This window comes from Citrobacter sp. Cpo015 (assembly GCF_030333035.1).
In the GTDB taxonomy this organism is placed as follows: domain Bacteria; phylum Pseudomonadota; class Gammaproteobacteria; order Enterobacterales; family Enterobacteriaceae; genus Citrobacter; species Citrobacter portucalensis.
In genome coordinates, this window is record NZ_JAOWGS010000019.1 from 226832 (window position 1) to 243810 (window position 16979).

A 16979-nucleotide genomic window follows, 5' to 3' on the forward strand; every position below is an offset into this window, starting at 1 on the left:
GACACAAAGACCATGACCTTAAAAGAATTGTTCGTAGGTTTCGGCACCCAGGTACGCAGTATCTGGATGATCGGCCTGCATGCGTTCGCGAAACGCGAAACGCAGATGTATCCGGAAGAGCCGGTCTATCTACCGCCCCGTTTTCGTGGTCGTATCGTTCTGACTCGTGATCCAGACGGTGAAGAGCGCTGCGTTGCCTGTAACCTGTGTGCGGTTGCGTGTCCGGTAGGCTGTATTTCTCTGCAAAAAGCAGAGACCAAAGACGGCCGCTGGTATCCGGAGTTTTTCCGCATTAACTTCTCACGCTGCATTTTCTGCGGCCTGTGCGAAGAAGCCTGTCCGACTACGGCTATTCAGCTGACTCCAGATTTCGAGCTGGGTGAGTACAAGCGCCAGGACCTGGTTTACGAGAAAGAGGATCTGCTGATCTCCGGTCCGGGCAAATACCCGGAATATAACTTCTACCGGATGGCAGGTATGGCAATCGACGGCAAAGATAAGGGCGAAGCAGAGAACGAAGCTAAGCCTATCGACGTCAAGAGCCTGTTACCGTAAGGAGAGGGGCAATGGAGTTCGCTTTTTATATCTGTGGCCTGATAGCCATTCTCGCAACCTTGCGGGTGATCACCCACACCAATCCGGTACACGCGTTGCTGTACCTGATTATTTCGCTGCTGGCGATTTCTGGGGTGTTCTTCTCGTTAGGCGCTTACTTCGCCGGTGCGCTGGAAATTATCGTCTACGCGGGCGCCATCATGGTGCTGTTCGTGTTCGTGGTGATGATGCTCAACCTTGGTGGTTCTGAAATTGAACAGGAACGTCAGTGGCTGAAACCGCAGGTGTGGATTGGTCCGGCGATTCTGTCGGCCATTATGCTGGTGGTTATTGTTTACGCCATTCTGGGCGTTAACGATCAGGGCATCGACGGCACGCCAATTAGCGCGAAAGCAGTCGGTATTTCCCTGTTCGGACCGTATGTACTGGCGGTTGAACTGGCTTCGATGCTGCTGCTGGCGGGTCTGGTTGTGGCCTTCCACGTGGGGCGCGAAGAGCGTTCTGGTGAAGTGCTGAGCAATCGCACCGATGACCGCGCGAAAAGAAAAACGGAGGAGCACGCATGATCCCCTTACAACATGGACTGATCCTCGCTGCGATCTTATTCGTGCTGGGCTTAACCGGTCTGGTTATCCGCCGCAATCTGCTGTTTATGCTGATCGGGCTGGAAATCATGATTAACGCCTCCGCGTTGGCCTTTGTGGTCGCAGGAAGCTACTGGGGCCAGACCGATGGTCAGGTGATGTATATTCTCGCCATCAGCCTTGCGGCTGCCGAAGCGAGCATTGGGCTTGCGCTGTTGCTGCAACTTCATCGCCGTCGCCAGAACCTGAACATCGATTCAGTAAGTGAGATGCGTGGATGAACATGCTTGCCTTAACCATTATTCTGCCATTTATTGGCTTTGTATTACTGGCGTTTTCTCGTGGTCGTTGGTCAGAAAATCTGTCCGCTACCGTGGGTGTCGGGTCGATCGGTCTGGCTGCGCTGGTTACTGCGTTTGTTGGCGTTGATTTCTTTGCCAATGGCCAGCAGGCTTACAGCCAGCCACTGTGGACGTGGATGTCAGTCGGCGACTTCAACATCGGTTTTAACCTGGTGCTGGACGGCCTGTCGCTGACCATGCTCTCCGTGGTGACCGGCGTTGGTTTCCTGATCCACATGTTCGCCTCCTGGTATATGCGCGGAGAAGAGGGCTATTCTCGTTTCTTCGCCTACACCAACCTGTTTATCGCCAGCATGGTGGTTCTGGTGCTGGCGGATAACCTGCTGCTGATGTACCTCGGCTGGGAAGGCGTGGGCCTGTGCTCCTATCTGCTGATTGGTTTCTACTATACCGATCCGAAGAATGGCGCTGCGGCAATGAAAGCCTTCGTGGTAACCCGTGTTGGTGACGTATTCCTGGCGTTCGCGTTGTTCATCCTCTACAACGAGCTGGGCACGCTGAACTTCCGCGAAATGGTGGAACTGGCGCCTGCGCACTTTGCAGACGGTAACAACATGCTGATGTGGGCAACCCTGATGCTGCTGGGCGGTGCGGTCGGTAAATCTGCACAGCTGCCGTTGCAGACCTGGCTTGCTGATGCGATGGCTGGCCCGACGCCTGTCTCCGCGTTGATCCACGCCGCGACGATGGTTACCGCTGGTGTCTACCTGATAGCACGTACGCACGGCCTGTTCCTGATGACGCCTGAAATCCTGCACCTGGTGGGGATTATCGGTGCGATCACGCTGGTGCTGGCGGGTTTTGCTGCGCTGGTACAGACCGACATCAAACGCGTTCTTGCGTACTCCACCATGAGCCAGATTGGTTATATGTTCCTGGCTCTCGGCGTACAGGCGTGGGATGCGGCGATTTTCCATCTGATGACGCACGCCTTCTTTAAAGCGCTGCTGTTCCTGGCATCCGGCTCGGTTATCCTGGCTTGCCACCACGAACAGAACATCTTCAAGATGGGCGGGCTGCGTAAGTCAATTCCGCTGGTGTATCTCTGCTTCCTGATCGGTGGCGCGGCGCTGTCGGCTCTGCCGCTGATTACCGCTGGCTTCTTCAGTAAGGATGAGATTCTGGCCGGTGCAATGGCGAATGGTCATATTAATCTTATGGTTGCAGGTCTGGTCGGTGCATTCATGACCTCTCTGTACACCTTCCGTATGATTTTCATCGTGTTCCACGGTAAAGAACAAATTCACGCCCACGCAGGGAAGGGGATTACCCATCATCTGCCGCTGATTGTGCTGATGATCCTGTCCACCTTCGTTGGCGCGCTGATTGTGCCGCCACTGCAGGGTGTACTGCCTGCGACGACCGAGCTTGAGCATGGTCGCGTCATGACGCTGGAAATTACCTCCGGTATCGTAGCGATTGCGGGCATCCTGATCGCAGCATGGCTGTGGCTGGGTAAACGCACACTGGTGACGTCGATTGCGAACAGTGCGCCGGGCCGCCTGCTGGGTACCTGGTGGTATAACGCCTGGGGCTTCGACTGGCTGTACGACAAAGTGTTCGTTAAGCCGTTCCTGGGTGTTGCCTGGTTGCTGAAACGCGATCCGCTCAACTCAATGATGAACATTCCGGCGATCCTTTCCCGCTTTGCAGGTAAAGGCCTGCTGTTGAGCGAGAACGGTTATCTGCGCTGGTATGTTGCATCAATGAGCATCGGCGCCGTCGTTGTGCTGGCACTGTTGATGGTACTGCGTTGAGTTTGTTGGCTGGATGAACGATTGCCGGATGGCGCTGCGCTTATCCGGCCTACAAACCCAAAAATAATTTTTAGAATTCGTTGAAAATCTGTTCCTGATGTACAGGCGTCATCGGCGAAGTCAGACCGGAGACCGCCAGCGCAGAGCAACCGGAGCGTACTGAAGTACGTGAGGATTGCGAGCACTGCCGGGATTTGGGCTGACGAGTGAGATAGCCTGAGCAGGAGTAAATATAAGGGACATACTTAGCTATGTTATTACCCTGGTTGATATTAATTCCCTTTATCGGTGGCTTCCTGTGCTGGCAGACCGAACGCTTTGGCGTGAAGGTGCCGCGCTGGATTGCGCTGATTACCATGGGATTGACGCTGGCGCTTGGCCTGCAACTGTGGTTGCAGGGCGGCTATTCACTGACGCAATCCGCTGGCATTCCGCAGTGGCAGTCTGAATTTGTCCTGCCGTGGATCCCACGTTTTGGCATCTCTATTCATCTGGCTATCGACGGTCTGTCGCTGCTGATGGTAGTGCTGACCGGTCTGCTCGGTGTTCTGGCGGTACTTTGCTCCTGGAATGAAATCGAAAAATACCAGGGCTTCTTCCATCTGAACCTGATGTGGATCTTAGGCGGCGTGATCGGCGTGTTCCTTGCCATCGACATGTTCCTGTTCTTCTTCTTCTGGGAAATGATGCTGGTGCCGATGTACTTCCTGATCGCGTTGTGGGGGCATAAAGCCTCTGACGGTAAAACGCGTATCACGGCGGCGACCAAGTTCTTCATTTATACCCAGGCGAGTGGTCTGGTGATGTTGATTGCCATCCTGGCGCTGGTGTTTGTGCACTATAAAGCGACCGGTGTGTGGACCTTCAACTATGAAGAGCTGCTGAATACCCCGATGTCCCACGGTGTGGAATATCTGCTGATGCTGGGCTTCTTCATTGCCTTCGCGGTGAAAATGCCGGTAGTTCCGCTGCACGGCTGGTTGCCGGATGCGCACTCCCAGGCGCCGACCGCAGGTTCCGTTGACCTGGCGGGGATCTTGCTGAAAACCGCGGCTTACGGTCTGCTGCGCTTCTCTCTGCCGCTGTTCCCGAACGCGTCGGCTGAGTTTGCACCTATCGCAATGTGGCTGGGCGTTATCGGTATCTTCTACGGCGCGTGGATGGCCTTTAATCAGTACGATATCAAACGTCTGATCGCTTACACCTCCGTATCGCACATGGGCTTCGTACTGATTGCTATCTACACCGGCAGCCAGCTGGCGTACCAGGGTGCTGTTATCCAGATGATTGCGCACGGTCTGTCCGCAGCCGGTCTGTTCATTCTGTGTGGTCAGCTGTACGAACGTCTGCACACGCGTGATATGCGTATGATGGGCGGCCTGTGGGGCAAAATGAAATGGTTGCCTGCGCTGTCGATGTTCTTCGCAGTGTGTACGCTGGGTATGCCGGGTACAGGTAACTTCGTTGGCGAATTTATGATTCTGTTCGGCAGCTACCAGGTGGTTCCGGTCATTACCGTGATCTCGACCTTTGGTCTGGTGTTTGCCTCTGTTTACTCGCTGGCGATGCTGCATCGCGCTTACTTCGGTAAAGCGAAGAGCCAGATTGCCAGTGTTGAACTGCCAGGGATGTCGCTGCGTGAGCTGTTTATCATCCTGTTGCTGGTCGTGCTTCTGGTACTGCTTGGCTTCTATCCGCAGCCGATTCTGGATACCTCGCATTCTGCGATGAGCAACATCCAGCAGTGGTTTGTTAATTCCGTTACTACTACAAGGCCGTAAATCGCCATGACAATAACTCCACAACACCTGATTGCGCTGCTACCGCTGCTGATCGTCGGCTTGACGGTGGTGGTTGTGATGCTCTCCATTGCGTGGCGACGCAATCACTTCCTCAATGCCACGCTGTCGGTCATTGGGCTTAACGCCGCGCTGGTTTCGCTCTGGTTTGTTGGCCAGGCGGGCGCCATGGACGTCACCCCGCTGATGCGGGTTGACGGTTTCGCCATGCTCTACACCGGGCTGGTGCTGCTGGCGAGTCTTGCCACCTGTACCTTCGCTTACCCGTGGCTGGAAGGCTACGATGACAACCGGGAAGAGTTCTACCTGTTGGTGCTGATTGCCGCGCTCGGCGGTATTCTGCTGGCTAACGCTAACCATCTGGCGGCGCTGTTCCTTGGTATTGAGCTGATCTCTCTGCCGCTGTTTGGTCTGGTTGGCTATGCGTTCCGTCAGAAACGTTCGCTGGAAGCCAGTATCAAATACACCATTCTGTCTGCCGCAGCGTCTTCCTTCCTGCTGTTCGGTATGGCGCTGGTGTACGCGCAGTCTGGTAATCTGTCGTTTGTTGCGCTCGGTAAGAGCCTCGGCGACGGCATGCTGCACGAACCGCTGCTGCTGGCGGGCTTCGGTCTGATGATTGTTGGCCTCGGCTTTAAACTCTCGCTGGTTCCGTTCCACCTGTGGACGCCAGACGTATACCAGGGCGCTCCTGCTCCGGTTTCCACCTTCCTGGCGACGGCGAGCAAAATCGCTATCTTCGGCGTGGTGATGCGTCTGTTCCTGTACGCACCGGTAGGAGATAGCGAAGCGGTACGTATCGTACTGGGCGTGATTGCCTTTGCTTCCATCATCTTCGGTAACCTGATGGCGCTGAGCCAGACCAATATTAAACGTCTGCTCGGTTACTCTTCTATCTCTCACCTCGGCTACCTGCTGGTGGCGCTTATTGCTCTGCAGAGCGGCGAGATGTCGATGGAAGCAGTTGGCGTTTACCTGGCCGGTTACCTGTTCAGCAGCCTCGGCGCGTTCGGTGTGGTCAGTCTGATGTCCAGCCCGTACCGCGGCCCGGATGCGGACTCTCTGTTCTCCTACCGTGGTCTGTTCTGGCATCGTCCGATCCTCGCGGCAGTGATGACGGTGATGATGCTGTCTCTGGCAGGTATCCCGATGACGCTGGGCTTTATCGGTAAGTTCTACGTACTGGCCGTCGGTGTACAGGCTAACCTGTGGTGGCTGGTTGCCGCGGTGGTGGTCGGTTCTGCGATTGGTTTGTACTACTACCTGCGCGTTGCCGTAAGCTTGTACCTGAGCGCACCGCAGCAGCTGAACCGTGATGCGCCGTCTAACTGGCAGTACAGCGCGGGCGGTATCGTGGTGCTGATTTCTGCTCTGCTGGTACTGGTGCTGGGTATTTACCCGCAACCGCTGATCAGCATTGTGCAGTTAGCGACTCCGCTGATGTAAACGAAATGCAGAAACGAAAAAACCCGCCTTGGCGGGTTTTTTTATGCGTGAAATACGGTCAGTTTAATAGCTGACGGCTCACCAGCGGACCGCTGATGCCTTTCGCTGTGCGATCCATCACTTCCTGGATCACTGAAGAAAGCTCATTGACTTCGAATTTGGCCACATAGCCATCCGCTTTTACACGGCGAACGTGATCTTCGTTCGCGCTACCGGAAAGCGAAGAGTGGATAACGACCGGGATTTTCTTCAGACGTTCGTCGGTTTTTATCTTACGGGTAAGCGTAAAACCGTCCATCTCCGGCATTTCGAGATCGGTGAGAACCAGAGCGATCTTCTCACTGACCGGCTTGCCCTCCGCCAGCGCTTCTGCGGAAAGCTGCTGTATTTTTTCCCACGCATCCTGACCTGTTACATGCATCAGATGCGGGATCTCCATGGCGTTTAGACCTTTTTCCAACATGGCGCGGGCCACTTTGGAATCATCAGCCACAATCGCCACCGCACCCGGCGTGATGTTGAATTTATTGGTTTTCAGATCGGTTGCGCGCAGGTCGTGGTTTGCCGGTACGATGTCGTACAGGATCTGCTCAACGTCGAGTACCAGCGCCAGGTTGTTGGTCTCTTTGTTGTCGTCCAGGCAAGCGATACTGGTGATATAGCGACCATTGACGGCTTTCTCGGCGGTATGCACCTGTTGCCAGTCCAGGCGCATAATATTTTCCACTGACTCCACCGCAAAAGCCTGGACGCTGCGGGCATATTCTGTGATCAACAGAATATTGAGTCCGGTCTCTGGCTTACAGCCCGCGACGGCGGGCAGGTCAATCACCGGGATCACCTGATCGCGAATGTTAACCATACCCAGTAACGGGGCCTTCATACCCGCCGGACGCGTAAAGGTCGGCATCGGCACGATTTCACGCAGCTTGAATACGTTGATGCCAAACAGCTCTGATTTCTGCTCCTCAACAGATTTGCCGAGGCGAAACAGCAGCAGTTCAAAACGGTTAGACAGGGTTAGGTTTGTCCTGTCATCAATATCTTTCTGGAAATTGTTCATCCTGTCCTCAGTGTGAAAGCCAGCCTTTCCACTGTTATCGGCACTGAGGCGGAAAAATAGAGCGTTAAACGGTGAAAATGGCGAAATCGTGAGCCAGTTCCGTGTCTGGAAATATTGCTTTGCACTCTGCGAGTAATCGCTGACAGCCTTTTTCATCGTAACGTGAGCTAACGTGGGTCATGATCAGGCGTCCCACTCCGGCCTCCAGCGCCAGCTTTGCGGCTTGTCGGGTCGAGCTGTGCCCGCGGCTGTTGGCTTTTTCCTCCATTGAGGCGTCCAGTGTGGTTTCATGTACCATCACATCCACACCTCGTGCCAGTTCAATGGCGGATGCGCAGGGTCCTGTGTCACCGAAAATAGCGACTGATTTTCCCCTGGTGGGCGGGGAAAGAAAATCGGCACCGTTAATCGCTAGACCATCCTCCAGCACGATGGTTTTTCCGGCTTTCAAATCCTGAAACCACGGGCCCGCTTTAACGCCTGCCGCCTTCAGGGCGCTAGCGTCAAGCGCACCCGGTTTGTCGTGCTCTTGAATGCGAAAACCGTAGCATTCCAGCGGATGCACCAGCGGGTACGCCGTTACTTTTCGCAGGCCGTCATCCACAATCTCACCCGCGGTAATTTCTACAATATCCAGAGGATAATCGGTCCAGGAGCCGCTCAGACGCAATGCGGTTTCGGTAAACTCTCGCAAACCTTTTGGCCCGTAGAGCGTCAGAGGCTGGACATTGCCGGCCATTGAGCGACTGCACAGTAGCCCCGGTAAACCAAACAGGTGATCGCCGTGCAGATGGCTGATAAAAATACGATCGAGTTTTCCTGGATTGAAAGGCGTGGTGAGCATCTGATGCTGCGTCCCTTCGCCGCAATCAAAAAGCCACAGCCCCGCCTGAGTCGGGTGTTGCAGATTCAGTAAAATTGCCGTTACATTGCGTGAGCGCGTGGGGACTCCCGCAGACGTGCCTAAAAATAGTAATTCCATCTTTGCGTTACACTTTTCGCCATCAATAAGGCAGGGTGTTCAGGTTATCACAACATAGGGGCAGACAATGATTCACTGGCAAGATCTCCACCATGCAAAGCTGAGTACCCAACAACTGTACGCACTACTTCAGCTACGATGCGCGGTGTTTGTAGTTGAGCAACAGTGTCCGTACCAGGATGTGGATGGCGATGACCTGGCTGGAGAGAATCGGCATATTCTGGGCTGGCATAACGATGAGCTGGTGGCGTATGCGAGGATTCTGAAAAGCGATGACGAGCTGGAGCCGGTAGTGATTGGTCGGGTGATTGTAAGCGAAGCGCTGCGTGGTGAAAAACTGGGGCAACAGCTAATGGCCCAGACGCTGGCATCCTGCGCGCAACACTGGCCACACAAGGCGTTGTATCTGGGCGCGCAGGCGCATCTGCAATCGTTCTATGCGCGCTTTGGCTTTGTTCCGGTGACGGATATTTATGACGAAGATGGTATTCCACACGTCGGAATGGCGCGGGAAGCACATCAGGCGTAAACAGGCGCAATCAGTCCAGGTTGTCTATAGTTAGCGGGTACGTCAATAGAAAGGGAGAATATAATGTCTTTTCATTCTTATGAATCACGTATCGATGATGATCTGGAATTATTAAGTGAAACGCTGGAAGAGGTGCTGCGTTCTTCTGGCGACCCAGCAGATCAAAAATACCTTGAGTTAAAAGCGCGGGCAGAGCGGGCGTTAGAAGAGGTGAGAAATCGCGTCAGCCATGCTTCTGACAGCTACTATTACCGTGCGAAAAAAGCCGTTTGTCGGGCGGATGACTATGTGCACGAAAAACCCTGGCGCGGAATCGGCGTTGGCGCCACGGTCGGTTTAGTGATGGGATTATTGTTAGCGCGGCGATAAATTCCGTTCTGTCATCGCATTTGTACGTACTCCCTAACTGGGGGTACTGCTTTTTCTGCTCAGTACCCCGTATAATGAGAGGTTTTTAACAGGGAGAGGTCCGCGTGCATTCAATCACTACTGCGCTGGAAAGTCTGATGCGTCATTTATCGCAAGAGATGCCAGCAGCACCTGGAATTCGTATTTACGATATACCTTTCCCACTGAATGATGCGTTTGACGCTTTAGGATGGCTGGCCAGTCAACCCGTCTGGCCCCAGTTTTACTGGCAGCAGCGTAACGGCGATGAAGAAGCCGCCGTATTAGGGACCGTCGCCGCATTTTCCTCGCTGGAATCAGCCCAGCAATTTTTACATCAGCATGATAATCATCCCGACCTGCGCATCTGGGGCCTGAATGCCTTTGAGCCTCAGAGTGGCAATTTACTGCTGCCGCGGCTGGAGTGGCGACGTTGCGCCGGAGTGGCGAGCTTACGCTTACATCTCTATAGCGACGTGTCGCTACGTGAAGACGCTGCACAAGCGATCGCCTTCATCTCATCGCTTGCTCCCGTAAAACCGCTCCCTGCATTGCGTTTGAATTTGACGGGAGAACAGCACTGGCCGGAGAAAGCTGGCTGGATAGACCTGATAAAACTCGCCACTCAAACGATCGCAGGAGAAGACCTCGACAAGGTCGTGCTGGCGCGGGCGACCGATTTACAGTTTTCTCAGTCGGTTAATGCCGCTGCCGTGATGGCTTCCAGCCGTCGCTTAAATCTGAACTGCTACCATTTCTTTATGGCATTCTCCGCCGACACCGCTTTTCTTGGCTCTTCTCCTGAACGTCTGTATCGACGACGTGATACGGCGCTGCGCACCGAGGCGCTGGCCGGAACCGTGGCCAATCACCCTGAGGAGCATCGGGCCTGGCAATTGGGCGACTGGCTAATGAAAGATGATAAAAACCAGCGCGAGAATATGCTGGTGGTCGAAGATATTTGCCAGCGCCTGCAAGGCTGTACGCAAACTCTCGATGTGCTGCCACCGCAGGTGCTCAGGCTGCGTAAAGTGCAGCACCTGCGCCGTTGCATCTGGACGGAACTGAATCAGGCCGACGATATGCTTTGCCTGATGCAGCTTCAGCCCACGGCGGCAGTCGCCGGTATTCCGCGTGAGCTGGCGCGTGAATTCATCCAGCAAAATGAACCCTTTGAACGCGAGTGGTATGCCGGTTCAGCGGGTTATCTTTCTTTGCGCCAAAGCGAGTTTTGCGTGTCATTGCGTTCGGCGAAAATTAGCGCAAACGTGGTACGCCTGTATGCCGGGGCAGGGATTGTACGTGGCTCAGATCCTGAGCAGGAATGGCAAGAAATAGACAATAAAGCGGCAGGGTTACGTACTTTATTACAGATGGAAGGATAGTGATTTCGTGTATATTTCCGATTCATATCAAAAATCCATTTATTCGATTCTCTATACTGTGTCGCAATATTGATACCGGACAATCTCATGTCAGTAAGCGCATTTAACCGACGCTGGGCGGCGGTCATTCTGGAAGCACTCACTCGCCACGGCGTCAGGCATGTCTGCATTGCCCCTGGCTCTCGTTCTACACCGTTGACGCTGGCGGCAGCGGAAAACCCCGCATTCATCCACCACACCCATTTTGACGAGCGCGGTCTTGGGCATCTGGCTTTAGGTCTGGCAAAAGTCAGCCGGCAGCCTGTCGCCGTGATTGTGACGTCCGGTACCGCGGTGGCGAATTTATATCCCGCGTTGATTGAAGCGGGCCTGACCGGTGAAAAACTGATTTTACTTACCGCTGACAGACCGCCAGAGCTTATCGACTGTGGCGCGAACCAGGCGATTCGTCAGGCCGGAATGTTTGCCTCGCATCCATCGCAAACGCTCTCTTTACCACGCCCGACTCAGGACATTCCGGCAAGCTGGCTGGTGTCCACTATTGATAATGCGTTAGCTGCCCTGCATAGCGGGGCAGTTCATATCAATTGCCCGTTTGCGGAACCGCTGTATGGCGATATGGACGAAACGGGGATTGCCTGGCAGCAGCGCCTCGGCGACTGGTGGCAGGACGATAAACCCTGGCTGCGAGAAGCGCGTCGGCTGGAAAGCGACAAACAGCGTGACTGGTTTTTCTGGCGACAAAAACGCGGCATAGTCATTGCGGGCCGCATGAGCGCGGAAGAAGGTAAGAAGGTTGCGCAGTGGGCGCAGACGTTAGGCTGGCCGCTGATTGGCGATGTTTTGTCGCAAACCGGACAACCGCTGCCGTGCGCCGACCTGTGGCTGGGAAATGCGAAAGCTGTAGCTGAATTGCACCAGGCGCAGATTGTGGTGCAGCTTGGTAGCAGCCTGACTGGAAAACGTCTGCTGCAATGGCAGGCCAGCTGCGATCCGCAGGAATACTGGATTGTCGATAATATCGAAGGCCGCCTCGATCCGGCCCATCATCGCGGCCGCAGGTTGGTGGCGAAAGTTGGCGACTGGCTGGAGCTGCATCCGGCGGAGAAACGTCAGCCCTGGTGTATTGAGATCCCTCATCTGGCGCAACAGGCCTGGCAGGCGGTAGAAGCCCGTCGTGAGGCGTTTGGTGAAGCGCAATTAGCCCACCGTATCCGCGACTACTTGCCGGAGCAGGGGCAGCTGTTCGTGGGTAACAGTCTGGTGGTACGCCTGATTGATGCGCTGTCGCAGCTTCCGGCTGGTTACCCGGTCTATAGCAACCGTGGCGCGAGCGGTATTGACGGCCTGCTGTCAACGGCAGCTGGTGTACAGCGTGCCAGCGCGAAATCGACGCTGGCGATTGTTGGCGATTTATCTGCATTGTATGACCTGAATGCGCTGGCGTTATTGCGCCAGGTTTCTGCACCGTTTGTCCTGATAGTGGTCAATAATAACGGCGGGCAGATTTTTTCCCTGCTGCCGACACCAGCCAGCGAACGCGAACGGTTCTATCTGATGCCGCAGAACGTACATTTCGAGCATGCTGCCGCCATGTTTAACCTTAAATACCAGCGCCCGGAAAACTGGGAGCAGTTGGAGAGCGCGTTGACTAACGCGTGGCGTACACCTGCGGCCACGGTGATTGAGCTGGTGGTGAACGAAACTGACGGGGCGCAAACCTTGCAGCAACTGCTGGCGCAGGTAAGTCACCTATGATCCTGCATGCGCAGGCGAAAGAGGGGCAGACGGGATTTCCCTGGCTGGTTTTCCTGCACGGTTTCTCTGGCGATTGCCAGGAATGGCAGACGGTCGGCGAAGCGTTTCAGGATTATTCGCGGCTATACATCGACTTGCCGGGACACGGTGGCTCCGCTGACATCGGCGTGAGTGGGTTCGATGATGTCAGCGTTTTGCTGCGTAACACTCTACTTAGTTACAACATACTTAACTACTGGCTGGTGGGATACTCTCTTGGCGGCAGAGTCGCCATGATGGCGGCCTGTCAGGAGATGCCTGGGCTTTGTGGTCTGGTGGTTGAAGGCGGACATCCCGGCTTGCAAAGCGAGGAGGCGCGCGTTCAGCGTCGTCTCTCGGATGGCCGCTGGGCTGCACGTTTTCGCGCAGAGCCGCTACGTGAGGTGTTTAATGACTGGTATCAACAGCCCGTTTTTTCCTCGCTGAACGCGGCACAAAGAGAGGCGCTGGTCGCTCTGCGTAGCCAGAATAATGGGCAAACGCTGGCGGCAATGCTGGAGGCCACCTCGCTTGCCGTACAGCCTGATTTACGTGCGCAACTCACGACGCGCACATTTCCGTTTTATTATTTATGTGGTGAACGTGACGAAAAATTCCGCGCTCTGGCGGCGGAAATATCAGTACCAAACCATGTGATTCGTAATGCCGGACACAACGCGCATCGGGACAACCCCGCGGGCGTAGTGGACTGTCTGGCTCAGATTCTGCGTCGCTGACTATAGGACATTTTATGATCTATCCTGATGAAACAATGCTTTACGCACCGGTAGAATGGCACGATTGCTCTGAAGGCTATACCGACATTCTTTACGAGAAATCCACCGACGGTATCGCAAAAATCACTATTAATCGTCCACAGGTACGCAATGCCTTCCGTCCGGTCACCGTGAAAGAGATGATCCAGGCGCTGGCGGATGCCCGCTATGATGACAACATCGGCGTAATTATTCTGACCGGTGCTGGCGACAAAGCGTTCTGCGCAGGCGGCGATCAGAAAGTGCGTGGTGACTACGGCGGATACCAGGATGACTCCGGTGTGCATCACCTGAACGTACTGGACTTCCAGCGTCAGATTCGTACCTGTCCGAAACCGGTAGTAGCGATGGTTGCAGGTTTCTCCATTGGTGGTGGCCATGTGCTGCACATGATGTGTGACCTGACCATTGCGGCTGAAAACGCCATCTTTGGTCAGACCGGCCCGAAAGTCGGTTCTTTCGACGGCGGTTGGGGCGCTTCCTACATGGCGCGCATCGTTGGTCAGAAAAAAGCGCGTGAAATCTGGTTCCTGTGCCGTCAGTACGATGCAAAACAGGCGCTGGATATGGGTCTGGTCAACACAGTGGTTCCGCTGGCGGATCTGGAAAAAGAGACCGTACGCTGGTGCCGTGAAATGCTGCAAAACAGCCCAATGGCGCTGCGCTGCCTGAAAGCCGCACTGAACGCCGACTGTGATGGTCAGGCTGGTCTGCAGGAGCTGGCAGGTAACGCCACTATGCTGTTCTACATGACGGAAGAAGGTCAGGAAGGCCGTAACGCCTTTAACCAAAAACGTCAGCCTGATTTCAGCAAATTCAAACGGAATCCGTAATGCGTAGCGCGCAGGTATACCGCTGGCAGATCCCCATGGACGCGGGGGTGATTCTGCGCGACAGGCGGTTAAAAACGCGTGACGGGCTGTACGTTTGTCTTTGTGACGGCGAGCGCGAAGGGTGGGGAGAAATTTCCCCACTGCCGGGCTTCAGTCAGGAAAGCTGGGAAGAGGCACAAACCGAGCTGCTGGCCTGGGTGAAAGGCTGGTTGCAAGGGGATGACTCCTTACCGCAACTGCCTTCGGTCGCCTTTGGCGTAAGCTGTGCGCTGGCCGAACTGGCTGGCGTATTGCCACAGGACGCGGACTATCGTGCTGCGCCGCTGTGTACCGGCGATCCTGACGATCTGGTGCTACAACTGGCGGATATGCCGGGCGAAAAAGTGGCGAAGATCAAGGTCGGTCTGTATGAAGCGGTCCGCGACGGCATGGTAGCCAATCTGCTGCTTGAGGCGATCCCGGAGCTGCATTTGCGACTTGACGCCAACCGGGCCTGGACGCCGTTGAAAGCACAGCAGTTCGCGAAATACGTTAATCCGGAATATCGTGGACGCATTGCCTTCCTCGAAGAGCCGTGCAAAACCCGCGATGATTCTCGTGCCTTCGCGCGTGAAACCGGCATTGCCATCGCCTGGGATGAAAGTCTGCGTGAAGCGGATTTCACCTTCGAAGCCGAAGAAGGCGTCAGGGCCGTGGTTATCAAACCTACGCTGACCGGCAGTCTCGATAAAGTCCGTGAACAGGTGGCTGCGGCGCATGCGCTTGGTCTTACTGCCGTTATCAGTTCGTCAATCGAGTCGAGTCTGGGCTTAACCCAGCTGGCGAGAATTGCCGCCTGGTTAACGCCGCAGACCATTCCGGGTCTGGATACCCTGAGTCTGATGCAGTGCCAGCAGGTACGCACCTGGCCGGGTAGCACGTTGCCGTGTATCGACGTTGATGCGCTGGAACGTCTGCTATGACCCAGCAGGAAATGCCCGATAGCGTGAGCTTATCGGGCCTGGTGCAGTTCAGTGACTGGCCTTGGCGTCACTGGCAACAGGTTCGTGCGAAGGCGCTAGCCTTACGCCTCAACGATGAGGTATTAAGCTGGAGCGATCTTTGCACACGTGTAGATCATCTGGCCTGCGGTTTTGCCGCTCAGGGCGTGGAAGAGGGCGATGGTGTTCTGCTTCGCGCCTGGAATCATCCTCGCGCTTTGCTGGCCTGGCTCGCGCTGCTGCAATGTGGGGCGCGGGTTTTACCTGTGAACCCACAGTTGCCTCAGCCGCTGCTTGATGCGCTGATCCCGGACTTAACGCTACGTTTTGCGCTGGATCTGGAGGCCGCTATCGCACTTCCGGAACTCAGCCCGTTGCAGATGCGGTCGTTACCAGGCGATCGCGCCGCGGCGTGGTTGCCTGAACGTTTGAGCACGATGACGTTAACTTCAGGTTCTACCGGATTGCCAAAAGCGGCTGTTCATACCTGTCAGGCGCATCTGGCAAGCGCGCAGGGCGTCCTGTCATTAATGCCGTTTGGTGCTGAGGATGACTGGCTGCTCTCGCTGCCGCTGTTTCATGTTTCCGGCCAGGGTATTTTGTGGCGCTGGTTGTTCGCCGGAGCGCGAATGACCGTGCGCGACAAGCAGCCGCTGGAGCAAATGCTGGCTGGATGTACCCACGCTTCACTGGTGCCCACGCAGCTGTGGCGCTTGCTGGTCAACAACACGCCGGTCACGCTCAAAGCGGTACTGCTGGGAGGTGCGGCAATTTCTGTTGAATTGACGGAGCAAGCGTGCGAGCAAGGGATTCGTTGCTGGTGCGGTTACGGATTAACGGAGTTTGCTTCTACGGTCTGTGCGAAAGAAGCAGATGGTTTGGCAGATGTGGGTTCCCCCCTGGTGGGCAGAGAAGTCAGAATCGTTGATGATGAAGTCTGGCTGCGAGCCGCCAGCATGGCGCAAGGTTACTGGCGTAACGGACAGCTTATTCCTTTAGTGAACGCGGAAGGCTGGTTTGCAACCCGCGATCGCGGCGTGCTAAAGGACGGCAAGTTAACGATTGTCGGTCGTATGGATAATCTGTTTTTTAGCGGCGGGGAAGGTATACAGCCGGAAGAAGTGGAACGCGTGATTGCAGCGCATCCGCATGTTCTACAAGCCTTTATTGTGCCAATAGAAGACAAAGAGTTTGGCCATCGCCCGGTGGCGGTCATTGAGTATGACGCTAATGCTGGAGAAACTAATCTCGCAGAGTGGGTAAAAGATAAGCTAGCCCGCTTTCAGCAGCCGATTTGTTGGCTAACATTGCCGCCCGAGCTCAAAGCAGGAGGAATTAAAATTTCGCGCCGTGCGTTATTGGATTGGGTAAGTGCTTCATCATTAACATTAAGAAAACATTAATAGTATTTCTTGTTATTGTCATTCCGCAGCTATTGTCCTTTTGTTTATCTGCTAAAGTGTAACCTATTGTGAAATTTATTAACAAAAGGTGCGCTATGGAATGGCATGTGAAGAAGTCTTGCTGTCACAAAAAAGCAGGGAGGCTCTATATCGTACTTTGCGATAGCGGTGGTTCGCATCAAGATGCTTGCTGAGGCGCAATCTTCCGAGCGGATTAAGCCCGGCGATCTCCTTTCACCGCTGAAGGATGCACAGTATTGTATTAACCGCGATAAATCCCGTGTCATTAAGGTAATTGATGCCAGACAGTACATCTGTGATGAATGGGAACGTCTGTTACGACTGTCTGAAGATAAGTAATC

General features: G+C 54.8%; 16 protein-coding genes and 1 pseudogene. 15 read left to right on the plus strand and 2 right to left on the minus strand.

Annotated features, from left to right (window positions below; all coding sequences use genetic code 11):
* The first annotated feature begins 12 nt into the window (after positions 1-12).
* From nuoI to nuoN, 6 genes are all read left to right on the plus strand, one after another.
* Positions 13-555, plus strand: coding sequence for an NADH-quinone oxidoreductase subunit NuoI (gene nuoI, locus OGY67_RS01165; RefSeq protein ID WP_003028062.1), 543 nt, complete (start codon positions 13-15; stop codon positions 553-555).
* A gap of 11 nt (positions 556-566) precedes the next feature.
* Positions 567-1121, plus strand: coding sequence for an NADH-quinone oxidoreductase subunit J (nuoJ, locus tag OGY67_RS01170; protein WP_003028059.1), 555 nt, complete (start codon positions 567-569; stop codon positions 1119-1121).
* A complete protein-coding gene (gene nuoK / locus OGY67_RS01175) occupies positions 1118-1420 on the plus strand; it encodes an NADH-quinone oxidoreductase subunit NuoK (protein ID WP_000612644.1) in 303 nt (100 codons plus the stop codon). Before nuoJ ends, nuoK begins: the two co-directional genes overlap by 4 nt.
* On the plus strand, positions 1417-3258 hold the full coding sequence (gene nuoL / locus OGY67_RS01180) for an NADH-quinone oxidoreductase subunit L (protein WP_003834744.1): 1842 nt from the start codon (positions 1417-1419) through the stop codon (positions 3256-3258). Before nuoK ends, nuoL begins: the two co-directional genes overlap by 4 nt.
* Before the next feature lie 251 nt (positions 3259-3509).
* Positions 3510-5039, plus strand: coding sequence for an NADH-quinone oxidoreductase subunit M (nuoM, locus tag OGY67_RS01185; RefSeq protein ID WP_003027692.1), 1530 nt, complete (start codon positions 3510-3512; stop codon positions 5037-5039).
* Positions 5040-5045: 6 nt separating this feature from the next.
* Entirely contained in the window at positions 5046-6503 is a 1458-nt protein-coding gene (gene nuoN / locus OGY67_RS01190) for an NADH-quinone oxidoreductase subunit NuoN (protein WP_003027689.1), read from the plus strand.
* A gap of 58 nt (positions 6504-6561) precedes the next feature.
* Here nuoN and OGY67_RS01195 read toward each other — a convergent pair whose 3' ends face one another.
* Positions 6562-7566: a chemotaxis protein gene (locus tag OGY67_RS01195; RefSeq protein ID WP_032944079.1), complete on the minus strand. Its 1005-nt coding sequence runs from the start codon at positions 7564-7566 to the stop codon at positions 6562-6564.
* Between the two features lie 64 nt (positions 7567-7630).
* Entirely contained in the window at positions 7631-8548 is a 918-nt protein-coding gene (rbn, locus tag OGY67_RS01200; protein ID WP_191215533.1) for a ribonuclease BN, read from the minus strand.
* A 67-nt stretch (positions 8549-8615) separates the two neighbouring features.
* Here rbn and OGY67_RS01205 point away from each other — a divergent pair, with 67 nt between their 5' ends.
* The 9 genes and pseudogenes from OGY67_RS01205 to pmrD all read left to right on the plus strand — a co-directional run bounded on the left by OGY67_RS01205 (position 8616) and on the right by pmrD (position 16977).
* On the plus strand, positions 8616-9077 hold the full coding sequence (locus OGY67_RS01205) for a GNAT family N-acetyltransferase (protein ID WP_008785342.1): 462 nt from the start codon (positions 8616-8618) through the stop codon (positions 9075-9077).
* Between the two features lie 63 nt (positions 9078-9140).
* Positions 9141-9446, plus strand: a complete 306-nt coding sequence (gene elaB, locus OGY67_RS01210; RefSeq protein WP_003027683.1) for a stress response protein ElaB — start codon at positions 9141-9143, stop codon at positions 9444-9446.
* 104 nt (positions 9447-9550) lie between these two features.
* Positions 9551-10849 carry an isochorismate synthase MenF gene (menF, locus tag OGY67_RS01215; RefSeq protein WP_286573151.1) on the plus strand — a complete coding sequence of 433 codons (1299 nt, stop codon included), beginning with the start codon at positions 9551-9553 and terminating at the stop codon, positions 10847-10849.
* Between the two features lie 87 nt (positions 10850-10936).
* On the plus strand, positions 10937-12607 hold the full coding sequence (gene menD / locus OGY67_RS01220) for a 2-succinyl-5-enolpyruvyl-6-hydroxy-3-cyclohexene-1-carboxylic-acid synthase (RefSeq protein WP_286573153.1): 1671 nt from the start codon (positions 10937-10939) through the stop codon (positions 12605-12607).
* Entirely contained in the window at positions 12604-13362 is a 759-nt protein-coding gene (menH, locus tag OGY67_RS01225) for a 2-succinyl-6-hydroxy-2,4-cyclohexadiene-1-carboxylate synthase (RefSeq protein WP_128611957.1), read from the plus strand. The genes menD and menH overlap by 4 nt, the downstream gene beginning before the upstream one ends.
* A gap of 14 nt (positions 13363-13376) precedes the next feature.
* Positions 13377-14234 (plus strand): 1,4-dihydroxy-2-naphthoyl-CoA synthase, encoded by an 858-nt coding sequence (gene menB / locus OGY67_RS01230; protein ID WP_003027671.1) that lies wholly within the window; start codon positions 13377-13379, stop codon positions 14232-14234.
* Positions 14234-15196: an o-succinylbenzoate synthase gene (gene menC / locus OGY67_RS01235; RefSeq protein ID WP_032944069.1), complete on the plus strand. Its 963-nt coding sequence runs from the start codon at positions 14234-14236 to the stop codon at positions 15194-15196. The genes menB and menC overlap by 1 nt, the downstream gene beginning before the upstream one ends.
* Complete coding sequence (menE, locus tag OGY67_RS01240) at positions 15193-16617, plus strand: o-succinylbenzoate--CoA ligase (protein ID WP_286573157.1); 1425 nt, start codon at positions 15193-15195, stop codon at positions 16615-16617. Before menC ends, menE begins: the two co-directional genes overlap by 4 nt.
* Positions 16618-16712: 95 nt before the next feature.
* A pseudogene (gene pmrD / locus OGY67_RS01245) lies at positions 16713-16977 on the plus strand (signal transduction protein PmrD).
* Positions 16978-16979 lie beyond the last annotated feature (2 nt).

What these genes read in the sequence shown, in the direction of transcription:
- nuoI (WP_003028062.1), top strand. Translation starts at nt 13, where the DNA reads ATGACCTTAAAAGAATTGTTCGTAGGTTTCGGCACCCAGGTACGCAGT.
- nuoJ (WP_003028059.1), top strand. Translation starts at nt 567, where the DNA reads ATGGAGTTCGCTTTTTATATCTGTGGCCTGATAGCCATTCTCGCAACC.
- nuoK (WP_000612644.1), top strand. Translation starts at nt 1,118, where the DNA reads ATGATCCCCTTACAACATGGACTGATCCTCGCTGCGATCTTATTCGTG.
- nuoL (WP_003834744.1), top strand. Translation starts at nt 1,417, where the DNA reads ATGAACATGCTTGCCTTAACCATTATTCTGCCATTTATTGGCTTTGTA.
- nuoM (WP_003027692.1), top strand. Translation starts at nt 3,510, where the DNA reads ATGTTATTACCCTGGTTGATATTAATTCCCTTTATCGGTGGCTTCCTG.
- nuoN (WP_003027689.1), top strand. Translation starts at nt 5,046, where the DNA reads ATGACAATAACTCCACAACACCTGATTGCGCTGCTACCGCTGCTGATC.
- OGY67_RS01195 (WP_032944079.1), bottom strand. Translation starts at nt 7,566, where the DNA reads ATGAACAATTTCCAGAAAGATATTGATGACAGGACAAACCTAACCCTG.
- rbn (WP_191215533.1), bottom strand. Translation starts at nt 8,548, where the DNA reads ATGGAATTACTATTTTTAGGCACGTCTGCGGGAGTCCCCACGCGCTCA.
- OGY67_RS01205 (WP_008785342.1), top strand. Translation starts at nt 8,616, where the DNA reads ATGATTCACTGGCAAGATCTCCACCATGCAAAGCTGAGTACCCAACAA.
- elaB (WP_003027683.1), top strand. Translation starts at nt 9,141, where the DNA reads ATGTCTTTTCATTCTTATGAATCACGTATCGATGATGATCTGGAATTA.
- menD (WP_286573153.1), top strand. Translation starts at nt 10,937, where the DNA reads ATGTCAGTAAGCGCATTTAACCGACGCTGGGCGGCGGTCATTCTGGAA.
- menH (WP_128611957.1), top strand. Translation starts at nt 12,604, where the DNA reads ATGATCCTGCATGCGCAGGCGAAAGAGGGGCAGACGGGATTTCCCTGG.
- menB (WP_003027671.1), top strand. Translation starts at nt 13,377, where the DNA reads ATGATCTATCCTGATGAAACAATGCTTTACGCACCGGTAGAATGGCAC.
- menC (WP_032944069.1), top strand. Translation starts at nt 14,234, where the DNA reads ATGCGTAGCGCGCAGGTATACCGCTGGCAGATCCCCATGGACGCGGGG.
- menE (WP_286573157.1), top strand. Translation starts at nt 15,193, where the DNA reads ATGACCCAGCAGGAAATGCCCGATAGCGTGAGCTTATCGGGCCTGGTG.